The 20,691-nt window shown below is 74.2% G+C and carries 16 protein-coding genes; 8 read left to right on the top strand and 8 right to left on the bottom strand.

The window, feature by feature from the left end:
• Positions 1-3: 3 nt before the first annotated feature.
• From ACIBAI_RS02255 to ACIBAI_RS02245, 3 genes are read right to left on the bottom strand one after another with little or no spacing between them, the layout of a single operon-like run.
• Positions 4-963 (bottom strand): hydroxymethylglutaryl-CoA lyase, encoded by a 960-nt coding sequence (locus ACIBAI_RS02255; protein ID WP_399030525.1) that lies wholly within the window; start codon positions 961-963, stop codon positions 4-6.
• Positions 960-2,879, bottom strand: a complete 1,920-nt coding sequence (locus ACIBAI_RS02250) for a biotin carboxylase N-terminal domain-containing protein (RefSeq protein ID WP_399030524.1) — start codon at positions 2,877-2,879, stop codon at positions 960-962. The genes ACIBAI_RS02255 and ACIBAI_RS02250 overlap by 4 nt, the downstream gene beginning before the upstream one ends.
• A gap of 17 nt (positions 2,880-2,896) precedes the next feature.
• Positions 2,897-4,513, bottom strand: coding sequence for a carboxyl transferase domain-containing protein (locus ACIBAI_RS02245; protein ID WP_399030523.1), 1,617 nt, complete (start codon positions 4,511-4,513; stop codon positions 2,897-2,899).
• A gap of 86 nt (positions 4,514-4,599) precedes the next feature.
• Here ACIBAI_RS02245 and ACIBAI_RS02240 point away from each other — a divergent pair, with 86 nt between their 5' ends.
• The 3 genes from ACIBAI_RS02240 to ACIBAI_RS02230 all read left to right on the top strand — a co-directional run bounded on the left by ACIBAI_RS02240 (position 4,600) and on the right by ACIBAI_RS02230 (position 8,075).
• Positions 4,600-5,199 (top strand): TetR/AcrR family transcriptional regulator, encoded by a 600-nt coding sequence (locus tag ACIBAI_RS02240; protein ID WP_344599372.1) that lies wholly within the window; start codon positions 4,600-4,602, stop codon positions 5,197-5,199.
• Between the two features lie 804 nt (positions 5,200-6,003).
• A complete protein-coding gene (locus ACIBAI_RS02235; protein ID WP_399030521.1) occupies positions 6,004-7,161 on the top strand; it encodes an acyl-CoA dehydrogenase family protein in 1,158 nt (385 codons plus the stop codon).
• A gap of 35 nt (positions 7,162-7,196) precedes the next feature.
• Positions 7,197-8,075 (top strand): acyl-CoA thioesterase II, encoded by an 879-nt coding sequence (locus tag ACIBAI_RS02230; RefSeq protein ID WP_344599375.1) that lies wholly within the window; start codon positions 7,197-7,199, stop codon positions 8,073-8,075.
• On the opposite strand, the gene ACIBAI_RS02225 is transcribed toward ACIBAI_RS02230, so the two are convergent.
• Positions 8,072-8,860 carry a phosphatase gene (locus tag ACIBAI_RS02225; RefSeq protein WP_399030520.1) on the bottom strand — a complete coding sequence of 263 codons (789 nt, stop codon included), beginning with the start codon at positions 8,858-8,860 and terminating at the stop codon, positions 8,072-8,074. The two genes, ACIBAI_RS02230 and ACIBAI_RS02225, sit on opposite strands and share 4 nt — an antisense overlap.
• Before the next feature lie 62 nt (positions 8,861-8,922).
• Positions 8,923-10,404, bottom strand: a complete 1,482-nt coding sequence (locus tag ACIBAI_RS02220) for a PucR family transcriptional regulator ligand-binding domain-containing protein (protein ID WP_399030519.1) — start codon at positions 10,402-10,404, stop codon at positions 8,923-8,925.
• A 187-nt stretch (positions 10,405-10,591) separates the two neighbouring features.
• Between ACIBAI_RS02220 and ACIBAI_RS02215 the strand changes: the two genes are divergently transcribed.
• The 3 genes from ACIBAI_RS02215 to ACIBAI_RS02205 are packed head-to-tail and all read left to right on the top strand — an operon-like array spanning position 10,592 to position 14,762.
• Positions 10,592-12,052: a sodium:solute symporter gene (locus ACIBAI_RS02215; protein ID WP_399030518.1), complete on the top strand. Its 1,461-nt coding sequence runs from the start codon at positions 10,592-10,594 to the stop codon at positions 12,050-12,052.
• Between the two features lie 56 nt (positions 12,053-12,108).
• Positions 12,109-13,080 carry an agmatinase gene (gene speB, locus ACIBAI_RS02210; protein ID WP_399030517.1) on the top strand — a complete coding sequence of 324 codons (972 nt, stop codon included), beginning with the start codon at positions 12,109-12,111 and terminating at the stop codon, positions 13,078-13,080.
• The gene (locus ACIBAI_RS02205) at positions 13,077-14,762 is read left to right on the top strand and encodes a thiamine pyrophosphate-binding protein (protein ID WP_399030516.1); all 1,686 of its coding nucleotides are present in this window, start codon (positions 13,077-13,079) and stop codon (positions 14,760-14,762) included. Before speB ends, ACIBAI_RS02205 begins: the two co-directional genes overlap by 4 nt.
• A 33-nt stretch (positions 14,763-14,795) precedes the next feature.
• On the opposite strand, the gene ACIBAI_RS02200 is transcribed toward ACIBAI_RS02205, so the two are convergent.
• From ACIBAI_RS02200 to ACIBAI_RS02190, 3 genes are all read right to left on the bottom strand, one after another.
• A complete protein-coding gene (locus ACIBAI_RS02200) occupies positions 14,796-15,152 on the bottom strand; it encodes a peptidase inhibitor family I36 protein (RefSeq protein WP_399030515.1) in 357 nt (118 codons plus the stop codon).
• Between the two features lie 198 nt (positions 15,153-15,350).
• Positions 15,351-16,160 (bottom strand): endonuclease I family protein, encoded by an 810-nt coding sequence (locus ACIBAI_RS02195; protein ID WP_399030514.1) that lies wholly within the window; start codon positions 16,158-16,160, stop codon positions 15,351-15,353.
• Positions 16,161-16,374: 214 nt separating this feature from the next.
• Entirely contained in the window at positions 16,375-18,558 is a 2,184-nt protein-coding gene (locus ACIBAI_RS02190; protein ID WP_399030513.1) for an ArnT family glycosyltransferase, read from the bottom strand.
• 142 nt (positions 18,559-18,700) lie between these two features.
• Between ACIBAI_RS02190 and ACIBAI_RS02185 the strand changes: the two genes are divergently transcribed.
• Both ACIBAI_RS02185 and ACIBAI_RS02180 read left to right on the top strand, forming a co-directional pair.
• Positions 18,701-19,552 (top strand): serine hydrolase, encoded by an 852-nt coding sequence (locus tag ACIBAI_RS02185; RefSeq protein ID WP_399030512.1) that lies wholly within the window; start codon positions 18,701-18,703, stop codon positions 19,550-19,552.
• A 53-nt stretch (positions 19,553-19,605) separates the two neighbouring features.
• Positions 19,606-20,637, top strand: coding sequence for an esterase-like activity of phytase family protein (locus ACIBAI_RS02180; RefSeq protein WP_399030511.1), 1,032 nt, complete (start codon positions 19,606-19,608; stop codon positions 20,635-20,637).
• The last annotated feature ends 54 nt before the right edge of the window (positions 20,638-20,691 follow it).

Here is a 20,691-nt window from a genome sequence, read left to right as displayed (position 1 = left end):
CGGTCACTGCTCCTCGGGGTCCTGAAGGTCCTTGTGGGACAGGGCTCGGACGGTGCGGGACGGGCTGGGGCGGCCCAGCCGGGCGGCCATCCACGCGCTGGTGGCGACGAGACGGCCGAGGTCGACCCCGGTGTCGATGCCGAGGCCCCGCAGCATCCACACCAGGTCCTCGGTGGCCAGGTTTCCGGTGGCCGACTTCGCGTACGGGCAGCCGCCCAGGCCGCCGGCCGAGGCGTCGACGGTCGTCACGCCGTGCCGGAGGGCGGTGAGGGTGTTGGCGAGCGCCTGGCCGTAGGTGTCGTGGAAGTGCACGCCCAGGGCGGCGGTGGGGATGCGCGCCTCGCCGAGGGCGGTGAGCAGCGCGGTCACATGGCCGGGGGTGGCCACGCCGATGGTGTCGCCGAGGCTCAGCTCGTCGCAGCCCAGGTCGATCAGGGCCCGGCAGACGCGGACCACCTGCGGGATCGGGACCGCGCCCTCCCACGGGTCGCCGAAGCACATCGACAGATAGCCGCGGACGTGGACGCCCGCCGCCTTCGCCCGGGCCACCACCGGGTCGAACATGGCCAGGGCCTCGTCGACCGTGCGGTTGAGATTGGCCTTGGCGAAGGACTCCGTCGCGCTGGCGAAGACGGCGACCCGGCCGGCGCCGAGGGCGAGCGCCCGGTCCAGGCCGCGTTCGTTCGGCACCAGGACCGGGAGCGCCACCGGCAGGTCGCGGACGAGCGGGAACAGCTCCCCGGCGTCGGCCAGCTGGGGCACCCACCGGGGGTGGACGAAGCTGGTCGCCTCGATCGTCGTCAGGCCCGCGCCGGCCAGGCGGCGGATGAACTCCGCCTTGACCTGCGTCGGGACCGTCGCGCGTTCGTTCTGCAGGCCGTCGCGCGCGCCGACCTCGTGGATCCGGACGCGGGCGGGCAGGTCCGCGGCCGGGACGGTCATGGGGAGACCCTCGACTGTCATTCCGCCGCCTCCTCGTGCGGTGCGACGACCGCCAGCACCTGGTCCATGGCGACCGCGGCACCCGGTGCGACGTCCAGTTCGGTGACCGTGCCGGCGTGCGGGGCGCAGACGACGTGCTCCATCTTCATCGCCTCCACCACCAGCAGGCCCTGCCCGGCGGCCACCTCGTCGCCGACGGCGACCTTGACCACCGTCACCGTCCCCGGCATGGGGGCGGTGAGCGAGTCGGCGCCCGCGTGGGCCGCGCGGGTCAGGGAGGCGGCGACCGGGTCGTGGTCCCGGACGTGCCAGGCGTCGCCGTCGCGGCCCAGCCAGTCGCCGGCCCGGTGGAAGGTGTGGCGGACGCCGTCCAGGGTCACGGACACCTGGCCGTCGGTGACGGTGCGGGTGCCGCGCGGGGTGTGCTCCACGGGATCGCCGCCGGCTCGCAGGGAGAAGGTCACGGGTTTCGGCTCGCCGCCGAGCCGCCAGCCGCTCGGCACCGAGAACGGGTCCGTCCAGCCGTCGCCCTTCGGGGTGAGCGCGTCGAGCCGTACGGCCGCCGCCGCCTCGTACACCTCCTCGGGGACGTCCGTGGCGAGGAGGTTGTCCGCCTCCCGCTCCACCAGCCCCGTGTCCAGCTCGCCCGCCACCACCGCGGGGTGCGCCAGCAGCCGCCGCAGGAAACCCGCGTTGGTCTGCACGCCGAGGGTGACCGTCTCCGCGAGGGCCGCCCGGAGCCTGCGCAGCGCGGTGGCGCGGTCGGGGCCGTACGCGATCACCTTGGACAGCATCGGGTCGTACCGGCTGCCGACCTCCGTGCCCTCGCTGAGCCCGGAGTCGGTGCGGACGCCCTCGCCGGCCGGCTCGCGCAGCCTCAGCACCGTGCCGCCGGAGGGCAGGAAGCCGCGCGCCGGGTCCTCCGCGCAGATGCGGGCCTCGATCGCGTGTCCGGTGAGGCGGACGTCCTCCTGCCGGAAGGCCAGCGGCTCGCCCGCCGCCACCCGCAGCTGCCACTCCACCAGGTCCAGGCCCGTGACCAGCTCCGTGACCGGGTGCTCGACCTGGAGGCGGGTGTTCATCTCCATGAAGTAGTACGACGTCGGGTCGTTGCCGGGGACGATGAACTCCACCGTGCCCGCGCCCCGGTAGTCGCAGGAGCGGGCCGCCTGGACCGCCGCCTCGCCCATCGCGGCCCGGGTCGCCTCGTCGAGGAGCACGCTCGGCGCCTCCTCGACGATCTTCTGGTGGCGGCGCTGCAGGGAGCACTCGCGTTCGCCCAGATGGACGACGTTGCCGTGGCCGTCGGCCAGGACCTGGATCTCGATGTGCCGGGGGCGGTCGATCCACCGCTCGACCAGGAGCGTGTCGTCGCCGAAGGAGGCGCGGGCCTCGCGGCGGGCGGCGGCGATCTCCTCCTGGAGCCGGGCCAGGTCCCGCACCAGCCGCATGCCCTTGCCGCCGCCGCCCGCCGAGGGCTTCAGCAGCACGGGCGCGCCCAGGTCGCGGGCCGCCTCGGCCAGGTGGGGATCGCGCCCGCCGGGGACCACCGGCACCCCGGCCTCCCGCACCGTCTCCTTGGCGCGGATCTTGTCGCCCATCAGGGCGATGGCGTCCGCGGGCGGCCCGATGAAGACGAGGCCCGCCTCGGCGCACGCGCGCGCGAAACCGGCGTTCTCGGCGAGGAAGCCGTATCCCGGGTGGACCGCCTGGGCGCCGGTGCGGGCGGCGGCCGCCAGCAGCCGCTCCACCGACAGGTAGCTCTCGGCGGCCGGCGCCGGCCCGAGCCGCACCGCCGTGTCGGCCTCCCGCACGTGCCGGGCGTCGGCGTCCGCGTCGGAGTACACGGCCACCGAGCGCACGCCGAGCGAGCGCAGCGTGCGGATGACGCGGACGGCGATCTCGCCCCGGTTGGCCACGAGCACGGTGTCGAACATGAGTCCAAGTCCCCCTGTCACATCCGGAAGACGCCGAACTGGGGGTCACCCAGGGGCGCGTTGGCGCACGCGGTCAGGGCCAGGCCCAGCACCTGGCGGGTCTCCAGCGGGTCGATGACGCCGTCGTCCCACAGGCGGGCGGTGGCGTAGTAGGCGTTCCCCTGGCGCTCGTACTGCGCGCGGATCGGCGCCTTGAAGGCCTCTTCCTCCTCGGCCGGCCAGTCCTCCCCACGGGCCTCCAGCTGGTCCCGCTTGACGGTCGCGAGGACGGAGGCGGCCTGCTCGCCGCCCATGACGGAGATCTTGGCGCCCGGCCACATCCACAGGAAGCGGGGGGAGTAGGCCCGGCCGCACATGGAGTAGTTGCCGGCGCCGTACGACCCGCCGACCACCACGGTCAGTTTCGGGACCCTGGTGCACGCCACGGCCGTGACCATCTTGGCGCCGTGCTTGGCGATGCCGCCGGCCTCGTAGTCCTTGCCCACCATGAAGCCGGAGATGTTCTGCAGGAACACCAGCGGGATCCCGCGCTGGTCGCACAGCTCGATGAAGTGGGCGCCCTTCTGGGCGGACTCGGAGAACAGGATGCCGTTGTTGGCGACGACGCCGACCGGGTGGCCGTGGATCCGGGCGAAGCCGGTGACCAGGGTCTGCCCGAACTCGGCCTTGAACTCGGCGAAACGGGAGCCGTCGACCAGGCGCGCGATGATCTCGCGCACGTCGTAGGGGGTGCGGGGGTCGACCGGGACCGCGCCGTACAGCCCGGAGGGGTCGACCTTGGGCTCGACGGAGGGCCGGACCTCCCAGGGCAGGGGCCCGCGCGCGGGGAGCGTGGCGACGATGTCCCGGACGATGCGCAGGGCGTGCGCGTCGTCCTGCGCGAGGTGGTCGGTGACGCCCGACACGCGCGCGTGGACCTCGCCGCCGCCCAGCTCCTCGGCGGTGACGACCTCGCCGGTGGCCGCCTTCACCAGGGGCGGGCCGCCCAGGAAGACGGTGCCCTGGCCGCGCACGATCACGGCCTCGTCGCTCATCGCCGGGACGTACGCCCCGCCGGCCGTGCAGGACCCGAGGACGGCGGCGATCTGCGGGATGCCGGCGCCGGACATGCGGGCCTGGTTGTAGAAGATCCGCCCGAAGTGGTCCCGGTCGGGGAAGACCTCGTCCTGCATGGGCAGGAAGGCGCCGCCGGAGTCGACGAGGTAGACGCACGGGAGGCGGTTGTCGAGGGCCACCTCCTGGGCGCGCAGGTGCTTCTTCACCGTCATCGGGTAGTACGTGCCGCCCTTGACGGTGGCGTCGTTGGCGACGATCACGCACTCGCGTCCGCTGACCCGCCCGATCCCCGCGATCACGCCGGCGGCCGGGGCCTGCCCGTCGTACATCCCGTCGGCGGCCAGCGGGGCCAGCTCCAGGAACGGCGATCCCGGGTCGAGCAGCGTGTCCACGCGGTCGCGCGGCAGCAGCTTCCCGCGCGCGGTGTGCCGGGCCCGCGCCTTCTCGCCGCCGCCGAGCCGGGCCGCGGCCAGCTTGGCGCGCAGCTCCCCGACGAGCGCGCGATGCGCCTCCTCGTTGGCCCGAAAGGCCTCCGACGCGGGATCCGCCGCGCTGTGGAGCTCCGGTGCCTCGTCCATCCTGCGGTCCCCTCACCCGTTAATGAGCGTTAACGCATTTCCCTCAGGTTAACGACCGCTAACCTCCGTTGTCTAGAATCGGTGCCATGGCCACCAGAACCGACGCCCCCACCCGCCGCGAGCAGATCCTCAAGGAGGCCGCCCGGCTCTTCGCCGAACGCGGTTTCCACGGCGTCGGAGTCGACGAGATAGGCGCCGCGGTCGGCATCAGCGGGCCCGGCCTGTACCGGCACTTCGCCGGTAAGGACGCGATGCTCGCCGAGCTGCTGGTCGGGATCAGCGGTCAGCTGCTGACGGGCGCCAAGCGGCGGCTGGCGGAGGCCGACGGGGTGGCGCCCGAGGCGGTCCTCGACTCGCTCATCGAGGGGCACATCGACTTCGCGCTCGACGACCGCCCGCTCATCACCCTGCACGACCGCGAGCTGGACCGCCTCCGGGACAGCGACCGCAAGCTGGTGCGGCAGCTCCAGCGGCAGTACGTCGAGCTGTGGGTGGAGGTGGTGCGCGAGGTGTACCCGGCCCTCGCCGAGCCGACCGCCCGCTCGGCGGTCCACTCGGTCTTCGGCCTGTTGAACTCCACCCCGCACCTGGGCCGTCCCGGCTCGCTGCCGGGGCGCGGGGCGACGGCGGAGCTGCTGCACCGGATGGCGCGGGGGGCGTTCGCGGCGGCGGGCGCGGCGGAGTGAGCGGGACGGGCGCGGCGGAGTGAGCGGGACGGGCGGGGCGGCGGATCGTCGGCCTCGCGGACTCCCCGGCGCGGGCCGACGGCAGAATCACCCGAAGGGCTGAAGCCGCCTCGTCCCACCCGGCGCCGCGCTCACCGGCCGCTGCGTTCCGTGACATGGCCGGCTCGGCGCGCGAGGCGATGCACCGGATCTTCCGGCAGGGCCCCGGACTGTTCGCCCGGGCCCTGCCGAGGGCCGGCGTCGCCCTGCCCGGACCCGCGGTGATCGAGCCGCTGGACACCGACCTCACCGGGACGAGGCCGCGCGGGGCTGGGCGGAACGCACCGGGACCGGTCCGGGCGACACCCCGGCCCGCGCACCCCGGAGGAGCCCGATGGCCGCGGACACCCCCGCTTCCCCGGACGCGGCGCCGTCATCGGGGAATCCGTCAGCAGGGGCCTCGCCGAGGGCGAGGCCAGGGCCGAGGGCGTCCTGCGCATCCTCCGGCTCCGCGGCGCCGGCGTCCCCGAGACCGCCCGGGAGCCCGTCGCCGGCTGCTCCGGTCCGGACGTCCTCGGCGCCCGGTCCGGCCGCGCCCTCGCGGCCGCCGACCCGCAGGAGCTGCCCGGGGAGGCGTGAGCACCCGTCAGGACGGGCGAGGGTCCGGCCGGGGCCGCCCCGGCCGGACCCCCGCCCGCCGGGTCCGCCGCCGTCGCCGGCGTGACGAGCGTTACCCGGCCGCCGCTCTGGACGCCCTCGTCCACCCGCCGGTACCTTGACCCTGAGCAAGCGCTTGGACATGCCGAGGTACGTGGAGGTGGCGGCGTGCGCCGTACGGTGTTCAACGAGGATCACGAGGCGTTCCGGGAGACCCTTCGCGCCTTCATCGAGGCCGAGGTCGTACCCGTGTACGACGAGTGGTTCCAGGCCGGCCAGGCGCCGCGCGAGTTCTACTACAAGCTCGCCGAGCTGGGCCTGTTCGGCATCAACGTCCCCGAGGAGTACGGCGGCGCCGGCCTGGAGACGCACAAGTTCGAGGCGATCCAGTACGAGGAGACCGCCCGCGCCGGCGTCTCCTTCGGCGGTTCCGGGGTGCACGTGCTGCTCGCCCTGCCGTACATCAAGATGCTCGCCACCGAGGAGCAGAAGAAGCGCTACCTGCCCAAGTTCGTCTCCGGCGAGGAGATGTGGGCCATCGCGATGACCGAGCCGGGCACCGGCTCCGACCTCGCGGGCATGAAGACCACCGCCAAGCTCTCCGCGGACGGCACCCACTACGTCCTCAACGGCGCCAAGACCTTCATCACCGGCGGCGTCCACGCCGACAGGGTCATCGTCTGCGCCCGCACCGCGCCGCCCACCGCCGAGGACCGCCGCCACGGCATATCCCTGTTCGCCGTCGACACCAGGTCCGAGGGCTACTCCGTCGGCCGCAAGCTGGACAAGCTGGGCCTGAAGGTCTCCGACACCGCCGAGCTGGCGTTCGTCGACGTCAAGGTGCCCGTCGAGGACCTGCTCGGCGAGGAGAACAAGGGCTTCTCCTACCTCGGCGCCAACCTGCCCTCCGAGCGCTGGGGCATCGCCTTCGGCGCCTACGCGCAGGCCAAGGCCGCCGTCCGGTTCGCCAAGCAGTACGTGCAGGAGCGCACCGTCTTCGGCAAGCCGGTCGCCCACTTCCAGAACACCAAGTTCGAACTGGCCGCCTGCCAGGCCGAGGTGGACGCGGCCGAGGCCGTCGCCGACCGCGCGCTCGAAGCCCTCGACGCCGGTGAGCTCACCCCCGCCGAGGCCGCCAGCGCCAAGCTGTTCTGCACCGAGGTCGCGCACCGCGTCATCGACCGCTGCCTCCAGCTGCACGGCGGCTACGGCTACATGAACGAGTACCCGATCGCCCGCCTGTACGCGGACAACCGCGTCAACCGCATCTACGGCGGCACCAGCGAGATCATGAAGACGATCATCGCCAAGGACATGGGGCTGTAAGCCCCGCGAAATCCCTGCCGTATACAACTGACCTCATGAGTCAGGCACTACAGGACCTCCTCGATCTGCTCGACCTGGAGCAGATCGAGGAGGACATCTTCCGCGGCCGGTCCCGCCCCGCCGTCATACCCCGCGTCTTCGGCGGACAGGTCGCGGCACAGGCGCTGGTCGCCGCCGGGCGGACGGTCCCCGCCGACCGGCCCGCGCACTCCCTGCACGCGTACTTCCTGCGCCCCGGCGACCCCGGCGCGCCCATCGTCTACACCGTGGACCGCATCCGCGACGGCCGCTCCTTCACCACCCGCCGGGTGGTCGCGGTCCAGCACGGCAAGCCGATCTTCCACCTCTCGGCGTCCTTCCAGGCGCACGAGGAGGGCCTGGACCACCAGGCGCCGATGCCGTCCGCGCCCGACCCCGCCACGCTGCCCACCTCCGAGGAGCGGCTGCGCGGCTACGCGCACCTGGACCCGGAGATCGTGGAGCGGTTCGTCGAGGCGCGGGCCGCGGTGGACCTGCGCTACGTCGACGAGCCGCCGTTCGGCCGCTACGGCGAGCCGCGCGAGCCGCACTCCCAGGTGTGGTTCCGCACCAACGGCAAGCTGGACCGCGACGTCGACGACCCCCTGCTGCACGTCGTCCTGGCCACCTACGTCTCCGACATGACGCTGCTGGACTCCGTGCTGCTCGCGCACGGCCGCGGCGGCTGGGCCGTCGGGGACGTGGTCGGGGCCTCGCTGGACCACGCGATGTGGTTCCACCGGCCGTTCCGCGCCGACGAGTGGCTGCTGTACGACCAGGAGTCCCCGTCGGCGCACGGCGGGCGCGGCCTGGGCCAGGCCCGCATCTACACCCAGGACGGCCGGCTCGCCGTCACCGTGATCCAGGAGGGCGTGGTCCGCGTCCCGCGCGGCTAGTCCAGCCCCGCCTGCGACAGCAGGTACGCCGTCATCGGGTCGTAGTGGCGGGGGCTGACCACATGGTCGTCGAGGGGGACCGTGACCTGCACGGTCCCCTCGGCCTCCGCCAGGAAGAGCGCCGGGTCGTTGCAGTCGGCGTAGCCGACGCAGTCCACGCCGTGCTGTCCGGCGTACCCCGCCCAGCCGTGGTCGGCGACGACCAGGTCGGGCAGCGGGCGGCCCGCGCGCTCCAGGCCGGTGAGGACGGCCTTCATCGGCTCGCCGGAGTGGGTGTGCCACAGCGTGGCGCCGTGCTCCAGCACCGCCACGTCCGCGAACTGCACCACGTACCCCTCGTCCGTGGCCAGCCCCTCCGGGATCACCACGATCTCGCAGCCGGCGGCGCGCAGCGCGGCGGCCGTGGCGCGGTGCACGTCCAGCAGGCCGCCGGGGTGGCCGGTGGCGAACAGCACCCGCTGCCCGCCGTCGGCCGCCTTGCGCAGCCGCCCGGCCATCCGCTCCAGCGCGGCGACGGTCAGCTCGGGGTCGATGGTGTCCTGCCCGTACCGGTACTCGGGGTCGTCGTTGACGCCGACCCGTTCCGCCATCACCGCGAGCACGTCCTGCTCGTCGTTCCAGCGGTCGCCCAGCTCCAGGCCGAGCCAGTAGTGGCGGTCGCCGTTGGCCAGCTTGCGGTAGTGGGAGAGGTTGTTCTCGCGGGGCGTGGCGACGTCGCCCGCGATACGCGTTCTGACGAGGTGGTCGACGAGTTCGGCGCGGCTGGGGGTCCCGGGTATCGGCATGGCTCCCATTGTGGGGCAGCCGCCGCCGTCCGCGGCCGGTGCGTCGCGCGCCGGGGCGCGGGTCACCGCTCCAGCCGGCGCAGCGCGAACCACAGCTCCATCCGCACGTCCGCGTCGTCCAGGTCGGCCTCCAGCAGGGCCGCGCACCGGGCGATGCGCTGCCGCACGGTGTTGCGGTGCACGGACAGGGCGACGGCCGTACGGTCCCAGCTGCCGTGCAGGGACAGCCAGGTGCGCAGGGTCTCGGCGAGCGCGGGCGTGAGGGGGGCGAGGAGCGCGCGGGCGTGCGCCTCGGCCTCGTCGCCGGGGACCAGGTCGGCGAGCCCGCGGCGGGCGCTGTGGCGGACCAGCGGGGTGCGGGTGGCGCGGGCCCGGGCCAGGGCGCGGGCCGCCTGCGCGTCGGCGGCCGGCCACTCCGGCGGGGCGGCGGGGGCGCTGACGCCCAGGGTCCACCCGGGCTGCGGGGCCGGTTCCCGGCCGGCGGGCAGCAGGACCCGTACGGCGTCCCGGCCCGGGTCGACCAGCGGGGAGCCGAGGGCGGCGCCGAGCGCGGAGGCCGCCACCGGGTCGGGGACGCCCGCGTCGGGCCGGGCGTGCACGACGAACCACCGCTGCGCCCCGTCCGCGGCCTCGCCGGCCCCCGGTCCGAGCAGCGGCGCCACCTCCTCGGGCGGGGCGCCCAGCAGCAGCCGCACCAGCGCGGAGGAGCGGGCGGCGCCGGTGCCGCTGAGGTGCTCGCCGGTGAGCAGGGTGAGCAGCACGGCGGCGACCGAGGCGATGGTGTGGTCGCCGGGGTCCCGCCGCGGGGCGGCCGCGCCGAGCGCGAAGCCCCGGCCGGTGCCGAGGGCGTAGGCGGACAGGTGGACGCCGGCGACGGTGTCGCTGGCGGTGCTGGAGGCGCGGCCGGTGACGACCCGCGCCAGCCCCGCCAGCGCCCGGACCACCTCGCCCTCCGGTTCCCGGCCCGCCGCCGCGACCCGCGTGCCCTCCGGGCCGTACAGCGCCGCCCAGCCGTCGAGGCACTGGGCCAGCCGGCGCAGGACCGACGGGACGGGGTCGGGGCGGGAGGCCGCGGCGGCGAGGCTGTGCTGGGCCTCCGACACGCGGCGCAGCTCGGCCAGGCGGGCCTGGGCCATCAGCTGCCAGACCGCGCGGGCCACCGCCGCGAACGTGGTCCGCGGCGGCACCTCGAGCAGCGGCAGCCCGTACGCCTCGCAGGCCGCGACCAGCGCCCGCGGCACCGTGTCGTGCACCGGCGCCACACCGAAGCCGAGGGCCGCCCCGCCCGCCGCCACGATCCGGGCCACGTAGTCGTCGAAGTAGGTGCCCGACCCCGCCGCCTCCGGGATGTGCACGCCCGCCGTGAGCAGCAGCTCGCCGCCCAGCAGGTACGGGTAGGGGTCGGACATCTCCGAGGCGTGCGCCCAGCGGACGGCGGCGCCGGCGCCGGCGGGCCCGGCGATCTGCCGCAGGGCGAGGTCCTCGCGGGCCAGCAGCGCCGCCAGGGGCACGGGCGGCGTGGGCGGAACGGCGGGGTCCGGCATGGTGGACGTTTCCTCCGGTTCGTTCGGCCCAGGTGGATGAAACGTACACTTCGCAGCCGCTTTCCGGCCACCTACTGTCGGTCGGGACCGGCAGCCGCGGGTACGGGCGGATGTCCCCGCGACGCGCCGCCGGACGACTTCCACCCGCACGACACGCCACCGAGAAGTGAACGAGGGAGGGGCCCGCATGGCCGTCGACTACCTGGTGATCGCCGCCTATCTGGCCGGCATGCTGGCCATGGGCTGGTGGGGCATGCGCCGCGCCCGCTCCAAGAGCGAGTTCCTGGTGGCCGGGCGCCGCCTCGGGCCCGCGATGTACTCCGGCACCATGGCGGCGATCGTGCTGGGCGGCGCGTCCACCATCGGCGGCGTCGGCCTCGGCTACCAGTACGGCCTGTCCGGCGCCTGGATGGTGTTCACCATCGGCCTCGGCCTGCTGGCGCTGAGCGTCTTCTTCTCCGCCCGCATCGCCCGGCTGCGGGTCTACACCGTCTCCGAGATGCTCGACCTGCGCTACGGCGGCCGGGCGGGCGTCATCTCCGGCGTCGTGATGTGGGCGTACACGCTGATGCTCGCGGTCACCTCGACCATCGCCTACGCCACGATCTTCGACGTCCTCCTCGACCTCGACCGCACCCTCGCGATCGTCCTCGGCGGCTCGATCGTCGTCGCCTACTCCGTGCTCGGCGGCATGTGGTCCATCACGCTGACCGACATGGTGCAGTTCGTGGTGAAGACCGTCGGCCTGCTCCTGCTGCTCCTGCCGATCGCGGTCGTCAGGGCCGGCGGGTTCGACGGGATGCGGGCCGAGCTGCCGACCTCGTACTTCGACCCGCTGGGCATCGGCGGCGAGACGATCTTCACCTATGTGCTGGTCTACACGTTCGGCATGCTCATCGGGCAGGACATCTGGCAGCGCGTCTTCACCGCCCGCAGCGACCGCACCGCGCGCTGGGGCGGCACGGTCGCCGGCACCTACTGCCTCGCCTACGCCCTCGCCGGCGCCGTCATCGGCACGGCGGCCAAGGTGCTCTACCCGAAGCTCGGCAGCGCCGACGACGCCTTCGCGACCATCGTCCGGGACGAACTGCCCGTCGGCGTGCGCGGGCTGGTGCTGGCCGCCGCCCTGGCCGCCGTGATGTCGACCTCCTCGGGGGCGCTGATCGCCTGCGCCACCGTCGCCAACAACGACATCTGGGCCCGGCTGCGCGGCGCCGTGCGGTCCTCGGGCGCGGAACCCGACGAGGTCCGGGGCAACCGCGCCTTCATCCTGGTCATGGGCGTCGCCGTCATCGGCGCGGCGATCGCGCTGAACGACGTCGTCGAGGCGCTGACCGTCGCCTACAACCTGCTCGTCGGCGGCCTCCTGGTGCCGATCCTCGGCGGGCTGCTGTGGAAGCGCGGCACCGCGCAGGGCGCCTTGGCCTCCGTCGCGGTCGGCGGCCTCGCGGTGATCGTCCTGATGGCGGCGTACGGCATCCTCGCCAACGAGCCCGTCTCCTACGGCCTGCTGGCGTCCCTGGCCGCCTACGTCGCCGTCTCCCTGGCGACCCGGCCGACCGACGCGGCCGTGCTCGCCGCCTGGCGCGAGCGCCTCGCCGGACGGTCCCCCGAACCCGTGTCCGAACCGGTCCCGGCTCACCAGTAGAGTCGAAGGACAAGCAGTACATACGCGATGAAGCGTGAGAAAGAAGGCAATTGACGATGAGCAGCACCGAGACGCCCCGCGGTCCCGTCGACTCCTCCCGCGTCCCGCGGTACGCCGGCCCCGCGACCTTCGCCCGGCTGCCCCGCCTGGACGAGGTCGGCCGCGCCGACGTCGCCGTGGTGGGCGTGCCGTTCGACTCGGGCGTCTCCTACCGGCCGGGCGCCCGCTTCGGCGGCAACGCCATCCGCGAGGCGTCCCGGCTGCTGCGCCCCTACAACCCGGCGCAGGACGCCTCCCCGTTCGCGCTCGCCCAGGTCGCGGACGGCGGCGACATCGCCGTCAACCCGTTCGACATCAACGAGGCCGTCGAGACGGTCGAGGCCGCCGCCGACGACCTGCTCGGCACCGGCGCCCGCCTGATGACGCTGGGCGGCGACCACACCATCGCGCTGCCGCTGCTGCGCGCGGTGGCGAAGAAGCACGGCCCGGTCGCCCTGCTGCACTTCGACGCGCACCTGGACACCTGGGACACCTACTTCGGCGCCGAGTACACCCACGGCACCCCGTTCCGCCGCGCGGTGGAGGAGGGCATCCTCGACACCTCGGCCCTCTCCCACGTCGGCACCCGCGGCCCGCTGTACGGCAAGCAGGACCTCACCGACGACGAGAAGATGGGCTTCGGCATCGTCACCTCGGCGGACGTCTACCGCCGCGGCGCCGACGAGGTCGCCGACCAGCTCCGCCAGCGCATCGGCGACCGTCCGCTGTACATCTCCGTCGACATCGACTGCCTCGACCCGGCCCACGCGCCCGGCACCGGCACCCCCGAGGCCGGCGGCATGACCTCCCGGGAGCTGCTGGAGATCCTGCGCGGCCTGGCGTCGTGCAACCTGGTGTCCGCGGACGTCGTCGAGGTGGCGCCCGCCTACGACCACGCCGAGATCACGTCGGTGGCCGCGTCCCACACGGCGTACGAACTGACGACGATCATGACCCGCCGGATCGCCCGGGAGAAGGCAGCGCAGTGACCCACGACCACGACCTGGTGCTCCGTCCGACCGCCGCGCAGACCGAGGCCGCGCTGAACCCGCCCCCGGGGCGCACCGGCGGGGACCTGGTCGTGGAGACCCTGGCCGGGCTGGGCGCGACCACCGTCTTCGGCCTGCCCGGCCAGCACGCCCTCGGCATGTTCGACGCCCTGCGCCGCTCGGACCTCGGGTACGTCGGCCTGCGGGTGGAGAACAACGCCGCCTTCGCGGCCGACGCCTACGGCCGGATCACCGGTGAGGCGGCCCCGCTGCTGCTGTCGACCGGCCCGGGCGCGCTGACCTCGCTGGCGGCGCTGCAGGAGGCGGCGGCGGCCTCGGCGCCCGTGCTGGCGATCGGCAGCCAGGTCCCGACGGCGGGCCTGGGCGGCGGCCGCCACGGCTACCTGCACGAACTCCCCGACCAGGCGGCCTCGTTCCGGGGCGTGGTGAAGTCCGTGCACACGGTCCGCACCCAGTCGCAGATCCCGTCCGCGATCGCGGCGGCCTGGAAGTCGGCGCTGACCGTCCCGCACGGCCCGGTGTGGGTGGAGATCCCGCAGGACGTGCTGGCGGCGCGGACCCTCCTGCCGGTGGTGACGGGCGTGGACGCGACCCCGGACGAGCTGCCGCCCCGCCCCGAGCTGACGGCCGTGGCGGCGGACCTGCTGTCGCGCGCCGAACGCCCGGCGATCGTCGCGGGCGGGGGAGTGGTCCGGGCGGACGCGGCGAAGAAGCTGCGGCAGCTCGCGGAACGGCTCGACGCCCCCGTCGTCACCACCTTCGGCGGCAAGGGCGCCTTCCCCTGGGAGCACCCCCTGTCCCTGCAGTCCTGGCTGGAGGACCGGCACACCACCGACTTCCTGGAGGACGCGGACGTCCTGCTGGTGGTCGGCTCCGGACTCGGCGAGCTCTCCTCCAACTACCACACGTTCCGGCCGCGCGGCCGGGTGATCCAGATCGAGGCCGACCTCGGCAAGCTGGAGTCCAACCACCCGGCCCTCGGCATCCACGCGGACGCCTTCCTCGCGCTCCAGGCGCTGCTGGAGACGGTCCGGGAGCGCGACGACCCGACGGCCCCGGAGCGCGTGCGGGCGCTGCTCGACCGGGTGCGGGCGAGGATCGCGGCCCAGGAGCTGACCCTGGAGCAGCAGGTGCTGGCGTCGGTGCGCCGGGCGCTGCCCGCCGCCTGCCCCTCCTTCTGGGACATGACGATCCTGGCGTACTGGGCCTGGTCGGCGTTCGACGCCAAGGGGCCCAACACCATGCACTCGGCGCAGGGCGCGGGCGGCCTCGGCTACGCCTTCCCCGCGGCCCTCGGCGCGGCCGTCGCCGACCCCACCCGCCCGGTGCTGGCGGTGTCCGGCGACGGCGGCGCCCTGTACTCGGTCGCCGAGCTGGCCACGGCCCGCCAGTACGGCCTGGACGTCACCTGGCTGATCGTCGACGACGGCGGCTACGGCATCCTGCGCGAGTACATGACGGACGCCTACGGCCAGGCGACGGGGACGGAGCTGACCCGCCCGGACTACGCGGCGCTGGCGGAGTCCTTCGGCGTCCCCGGGATCCGTACGACTCCGGAGACGCTGGCGGCCGACCTGGCGAAGGCGCTGGCCACGCCGGGGCCGTCCGTGGTCGTCCTCCCCGCGGTGCTGCGGATGTTCGCGCCGACGCACCGGGGGTGAGCCTCGGGCCGGGTCCCGGACCGGGCCCCGGGCTCAGCAGCCGCCCGGCCCCACGCCGTCGATACGGCCGCCGAAGTCGCCGAGGTAGCGGGAGCGCCAGTCGCCGTTGAACACGTTGCGCTTCTGCTGCGGCTGCCAGTTGACGAAGCAGGCGCGGGTGCCGGAGACGAACGAGCCCACGTGGTCGTGGAGGAAGGACGGCATGTCGCGGTAGCCGCTGCGGGCGGGCCACTCCCAGCTGCTGCCGCGGAAGTTCTCGCCGCTCCAGAAGCACACGGAGCCGCCGGGACAGGACGGGGGCGCGGCCGGCGCGGCGGACGCGGTGGGGGCCGGCAGCAGGAGCGCGGTCAGGGCCAGGGCGGCGGCGCAGGACCAGGAACGAAGCTTCAAGGGAGCCTCCGGAACCGCGGATCGGGATCGTCTCGGCCGATCGGCCGAGACGATCCCATGCTCCCGGCGGCGGGCGGCGACGCGCCCGGACGGAGGAACGGCATCACTGGTGTGAGCGAAGAAGTCGTCTCGTCCGGTGGTATGTCCCCGAGCCGGGGGCGGAGCCGGCCCCGGTGACGGGAGGCCGGGCCCGTGGCCCTACCAGATCGCCTCGACCCACTCCGGGTGGTCGATGAACGGGTTGCGGTTCTTCTGGTAGCTGTCGTAGATGACCTGGTTGCGGCGCTCCTCGAAGGCGTCCGGCGGGTCCTCGTCGTTCCACCGCTTCAGGACCGACAGCCTGCCCGTGTACGGGGTGCTGCCGTTGCCCACCCGGTCGTTGGGCTCCAGGTCGGCCCAGGCGTCGTCGCCCTCGTAGCGGACGGCCATGTAGAGGATCATGCGGGCCACGTCGCCCTTGACGGCGTCGCGGGGTTCGAAGGAGTCGGAGTCGGTGTAGCTGGTGGACGTCCCGCCGACCGCGCTGCCGCCCTCGTCGAAGTCCTTGTTGCCGCGTATGGAGTTGACGGTCACGTCCTCGGGGCGGATGTGGTGCAGGTCGGTGCCCGGACCGGTCGAGGTGGTGAGGTCGCCGTGGGATATCGCCCAGACGTGCTCGCGGTTCCAGTCGCCGACGTCACCGCCGTTGAGGCTCTTGCTGCGGGACTTGCCGGAGTACAGCAGGACGACGTTGGCGCTGTTGGCCGGGTCCTGGTCGGTGACCTTGAGGGCCTCCCAGAGCGCCGAGTACGACAGCTTGGTCTGGCTGCTGACGATCGTGTGCAGCGCGGACTTCAGACTCGTGCCGGTCTTGCCGACGGCGTTCCTGTAGTACGTCGAGTCGTAGGCGGTGGTCGTCGCGGCGGCCGGGGTCGCGGTCACCGCCGGCGCGGTGAGGGCGAGCAGCGCGGTCGACACGGTGAGCGCCAGGGTCTTCCGGCGGGGGGTCCGTACGGGGCTCGCGGCCATGAGGCGTCCGTTCTACGCGGGTTGAGGGGACGGGTAGAGGGAGCGTGACATGGACATGCGGGCGAAGGTGTGAACGAGGGGTGTCGGTTGCGTGTCGGGATGGGGAGGCGCGGTCGTGAGCGGGCGGCGGGGACGCCGTGGCCGGTCCGGTGCACCTCGACGGCCCCCGGCCGCAGGGCCGGGGGCCGTCGGAACGCCGGGGGCTCGACGGGTGTCAGCCGATGTCCGACGGGTCCAGGCGGTAGATCGTGGCCTGGTTGGACCGGGAACCGGACGCCGAGTCCGATCCGGAGGCGCTGGAACCGGAGGAACCGGAAGAGGAAGCGTCGGAGGAGGAGCTGTACTCGCTCTCCTGGACGGCCGTCCCGTGCTCCTGCACCCACTGCGTGACCTCGGTGCCGAGGGTGGAGCCGCCGCCCATGCCGCCGCCCATGCCGCCGCTGTTGAGCTGGATGTAGTGCAGCTCGCCGTTCCTCACCAGCTCCTTGAGCCTGGCCAGGGTCATCGCCTTGTCGGAGCCGGACCAGCCCCACATGGAGATGACGGGCTCGCCGCTGCCGACGATGAGCTGGGCCGCGCTCTGCGAGCTGGACACCGCCAGCAGCCAGGTGGCGCCGTCCTGGTGCTTCTTCAGGTACGCGATCAGTTCGGTGCTCGCACCGCCCATGCCGCCGCCGCCCATGCCGCTGCCCGCGGCACCGGGCGCGCCGCCGGGCGCGGTGCCCTCGCCGGAGCCGCCAGAGGCGCTGGAACCGTCGGAGCCGTCGCTCGGCGCCCCGCCGGGCATCCCGCCGCCCGGGAAGCCGCCCGCCCGGCCGCCCTGCCGGGCGCCGCCCGGCAGTTCGCCGCCCTCGCCGGTGCCGCCGAAGCCGCCCCGGCCGCCGCCCCCGGGTCCGCCCGTGCCGCTGCCCGTGGCCGGGCCGGCCGTCGGGTTCGTGCCGCCCATGCCGCCGCCCGAGCCGGACGGCACCGACCAGGCGTACGCCGCCGGGCCCGCCACCGCCGCGACGACCGCCGCGGCCACCGAGGCCGCCAGCAGCCGCACCCGGTCGCCGGAGCGGAAGACCAGCAGGCCGGTGACGGCCAGGGCCATCACCGCCGCGACCGTCGGCCACAGCCAGGTGTTCCAGCCGGAGGCCCGCCGCAGCAGCACCACGGACCACAGCGCCGTCACCGCCAGGGCGAGCGGCAGCACCCACACCCACCGGCGGTCGGCGCGGAACGCGCGCAGCAGCATCGCGCCGCCGCCCCCGCACAGCGCCGCGATCCCGGGCGCCAGGGCGGTCGTGTAGTACGGGTGCATCGTGCCCTCGGCCAGGGCGAACGTCAGGTAGTGCAGGACGGTCCAGCCGCCCCACAGGACCAGCGCGGCGCGCGTCGGGTCGGTGCGCGGGGCGCGGCCGCGCAGGACCAGGCCGGCGACGAGCGCGATGCCCGCGAAGGGGAGCAGCCAGGAGATCTGGCCGCCGAGGACGTCGTTGAAGAGCCGGCCGATGCCCGCGGTGCCGGAGAAGCCGCCGCCTCCGCCCCCGCCGCCTCCGCCGTTGCCCTCGCCGCCGAGGATCCGGCCGAGGCCGTTGTAGCCCATGATCAGGTCCCAGGCGCTGCCGTCCGTCGAGCCGCCGATGTAGGGGCGCTCGGAGGCCGGGACCAGCGAGACGGCCGCCGCCCACCAGAAGCTGGACACCGCGAGCGCGCCGCCCGCGAGCAGCAGGTGGACGATCCGCTTCCCCAGGGCCGGGCGGGCCGCGTACAGGTGGACCACGAAGACGGCCGGGAGGGCGATCCACGCCTGGAGCATCTTGGTGTTGAAGGCCAGCCCGAAGCAGACGGCGGAGCCCAGCAGCGGCAGCAGCCCGCCGCCGCGGGCGGCGCGCAGCGCGAGGGCCGCGCCCGCCACCATCAGGAACACCAGCAGCGTGTCGGGGTTGTTGTCGCGGTTGATGGCGACCGTGATCGGGGTCAGGGCCAGGACGAGCGCCGCGACGGCCGCGGCGCCGTGCCCCCACACCCGCTTCACGGACGCGTGCAGGATCCAGATCGTGGCCAGCGCCGCCGCGATCATCGGCGCCATCATCTGCCAGGTGCCGTACCCGAGGAGCCGGCACGACAGGCCCATCACCATCAGCGCCAGCGGCGGCTTGTCGACGGTGAGGAAGTTGCCCGCGTCCAGCGAGCCGAAGAACCACGCCTTCCAGCTCTGCGTGCCGCTGAGCACGGCGGCGCTGTAGAAGGTGTTGAGGCCGGAGGCGGACAGGTTCCAGGAGTACAGCACCGCCGCCAGGGCCAGGATCGCCAGCAGCGCGGGCAGCGACCAGCGGGGGGCCGTGCCCGGCGGCGGTTCCGGCGGATCGGGGGTCACGGCGGTGTCGGGGCGGGAGTCAGTGGCAGGGGTCACCCGCGCATCGTGCACAGCGGGGGTGGGCGGGCGCTGTGCCGTACCTGGCCGCCGCCTGTGAATGCGCCAGGCAGCGGTGACATTTCGTCAAGTGCTCCCCAAGGGTCGCAACCCTTCCCCCGGGCTCGTGGGTCAAGGGTGCATGACTCTGTGGACATCCCGGCGGGCGGGCGTGCTCGCCGCCGGCCTCGGCATCGGAATACTCATACCCGGCGTCGCCGCCGGCCCGGCGGCGGCGGCCACCGCACCCGCGGTCGGCTGCACGTCCGCCCGGGCGGGCCTCGCCGCCAAGCTGAAGAAGGACATCACGGCCGCGCTCGCGAACCGCAAGGGCACGGTCGCCGTCGGCCTCCACGACCGCACCACCGGGACGACCTGCACCCTCAGACCCTCCACCGCCTACGACTCGGCCAGCGTCGTGAAGGTCACCGTCCTCGCCGCGCTGCTGTGGGACGCGAAGAAGCGGGGCCGGTACCTTACCGACCGCGAGGCGTCCCTCGCCAAAGCCATGATCACCAAGTCGGACAACGCGGCCACCTCCACCCTGTGGAAGCAGCTCGGCCTGACGAAGATCAAGGGCTTCCTCGCCGCCGCCGGCATGACGCAGACCAAGCCCGGCGCGAACGGCTACTGGGGCCTGACCCAGATCACGGTCACCGACGAGCAGAAGCTGCTCAAACTGGTCACCGCCAAGAACACCGTCCTCAGCGACAACTCCCGCGCCTACATCCTGAAGCTGATGGGCCAGGTCGTCTCCGCGCAGCGCTGGGGGACGCCGTACGGGGCGCCGTCCGGGGTGTCGGTGCACGTGAAGAACGGCTGGCTGCAGCGCTCCACGCACGGCTGGCGGGTGCACAGCGTCGGCGCCTTCAAAGGCGGCGGCCACGACTACACGATCACCGTGCTCACGCACGGCAACAGCACCATGAACTACGGCATCACCACCATCCAGGGCGTCGCCAAGGCCGTCCACCGGGACCTGGCGGCCAGCTGATCCTTAACGGTGCGGCCCACCCCGCGTCACCGATCCGTCCTACGGTGACGTCCATGCGCCTGAAGACCCTCCTCGCCACCGTCACCGCCGGCCTGGCGGCGGCCGCCTGCCTGACCGCCGCCGGGCCCGCCACCGCCCGGCAGGCCGACGCGCGGACCGGCCACGCCTGCTCGCCGTCCGTCGCCGTCGACCGCTTCTCCGACGCGCTCGACAAGACGACGTACGAGGGCGCCTTCGTCGGCAACCTCTCCGCGCTCGCCGCCGGCCGGGACGGCTCGCTCACCGCCGTCTCCGACCGCTCCGCGCTGTTCCGCCTGGACGGGCGCACGCTCCGGCCGACGGGCGTGGCGCGGCTCGCCGACGAACGGGGCGGCGCGCTGGACTCCGAGGGCCTGGTGATCGACCGCGACGGCACCCTGCTGATCAGCTCCGAGACCGAGCCGGCCATCCGCCGCCACGGCGCCGACGGCACGATCCTGGACCGCCTGCCGGTGCCGTCCGCGCTCCGGGTCGCCCCGGCCGGGCGGGCCGTCTCCAACGGCACCTTCGAGGGCCTGACCCTGCTGCCCGGCGGCCGCACCCTGCTCGCCGCCATGGAGTACGCCCTGGCCGGCGACAGCGCCGGCATCGTGCGCTTCCAGACCTGGAACCGCACCCGCGGGGGCTTCGCGCTCGGCGCCCAGTACGCCTACCGGGCCGATGCCGGCCTCGGCGTCCCCGAGGTGACCGCCACCCCCGACGGCCGCCTGCTGGTCCTGGAGCGCGGCTTCACCTCCGGCGTCGGCAACACCGTCCGCCTGTACCTGGCCGACCCGCGGCACGCCACGGACACCGGCGGCGTCGAGAACCTGACCGGGCACAGCGGCGTACGGCTGATCAGGAAGACCCTGCTCGCCGATCTCGCCGCGTGCCCGTCGCTCGGCGCCACCGCCAAGCAGCCCCAGCCGAACCCGCTGCTGGACAACATCGAGGGCATGGCGGTCACCGGCCGGGAGCGGGGCCGTCTGAAGGTGCTGCTGGTCAGCGACGACAACCAGAGCGCGACGCAGACCACGCGCTTCTACTTCCTGCGGGTGCGGACCTGACCGTTCCCCGCGGGCGCGGACCCGGCCGCCCGGCCGGGTCCTCGGCCGCTCGCC

The organism is Streptomyces sp. NPDC051041 (assembly GCF_044456065.1).
Taxonomy (GTDB): domain Bacteria; phylum Actinomycetota; class Actinomycetes; order Streptomycetales; family Streptomycetaceae; genus Streptomyces; species Streptomyces glaucus.
The sequence above is the reverse complement of the archived record's forward strand: the minus strand, read 5'-3'. Positions and strand labels throughout refer to the sequence as shown.

What these genes read in the sequence shown, in the direction of transcription:
- ACIBAI_RS02255 (WP_399030525.1), bottom strand. Translation starts at nt 963, where the DNA reads ATGACAGTCGAGGGTCTCCCCATGACCGTCCCGGCCGCGGACCTGCCC.
- ACIBAI_RS02250 (WP_399030524.1), bottom strand. Translation starts at nt 2,879, where the DNA reads ATGTTCGACACCGTGCTCGTGGCCAACCGGGGCGAGATCGCCGTCCGC.
- ACIBAI_RS02245 (WP_399030523.1), bottom strand. Translation starts at nt 4,513, where the DNA reads ATGGACGAGGCACCGGAGCTCCACAGCGCGGCGGATCCCGCGTCGGAG.
- ACIBAI_RS02240 (WP_344599372.1), top strand. Translation starts at nt 4,600, where the DNA reads ATGGCCACCAGAACCGACGCCCCCACCCGCCGCGAGCAGATCCTCAAG.
- ACIBAI_RS02230 (WP_344599375.1), top strand. Translation starts at nt 7,197, where the DNA reads ATGAGTCAGGCACTACAGGACCTCCTCGATCTGCTCGACCTGGAGCAG.
- ACIBAI_RS02225 (WP_399030520.1), bottom strand. Translation starts at nt 8,860, where the DNA reads ATGCCGATACCCGGGACCCCCAGCCGCGCCGAACTCGTCGACCACCTC.
- ACIBAI_RS02220 (WP_399030519.1), bottom strand. Translation starts at nt 10,404, where the DNA reads ATGCCGGACCCCGCCGTTCCGCCCACGCCGCCCGTGCCCCTGGCGGCG.
- ACIBAI_RS02215 (WP_399030518.1), top strand. Translation starts at nt 10,592, where the DNA reads ATGGCCGTCGACTACCTGGTGATCGCCGCCTATCTGGCCGGCATGCTG.
- speB (WP_399030517.1), top strand. Translation starts at nt 12,109, where the DNA reads ATGAGCAGCACCGAGACGCCCCGCGGTCCCGTCGACTCCTCCCGCGTC.
- ACIBAI_RS02195 (WP_399030514.1), bottom strand. Translation starts at nt 16,160, where the DNA reads ATGGCCGCGAGCCCCGTACGGACCCCCCGCCGGAAGACCCTGGCGCTC.
- ACIBAI_RS02185 (WP_399030512.1), top strand. Translation starts at nt 18,701, where the DNA reads ATGACTCTGTGGACATCCCGGCGGGCGGGCGTGCTCGCCGCCGGCCTC.
- ACIBAI_RS02180 (WP_399030511.1), top strand. Translation starts at nt 19,606, where the DNA reads ATGCGCCTGAAGACCCTCCTCGCCACCGTCACCGCCGGCCTGGCGGCG.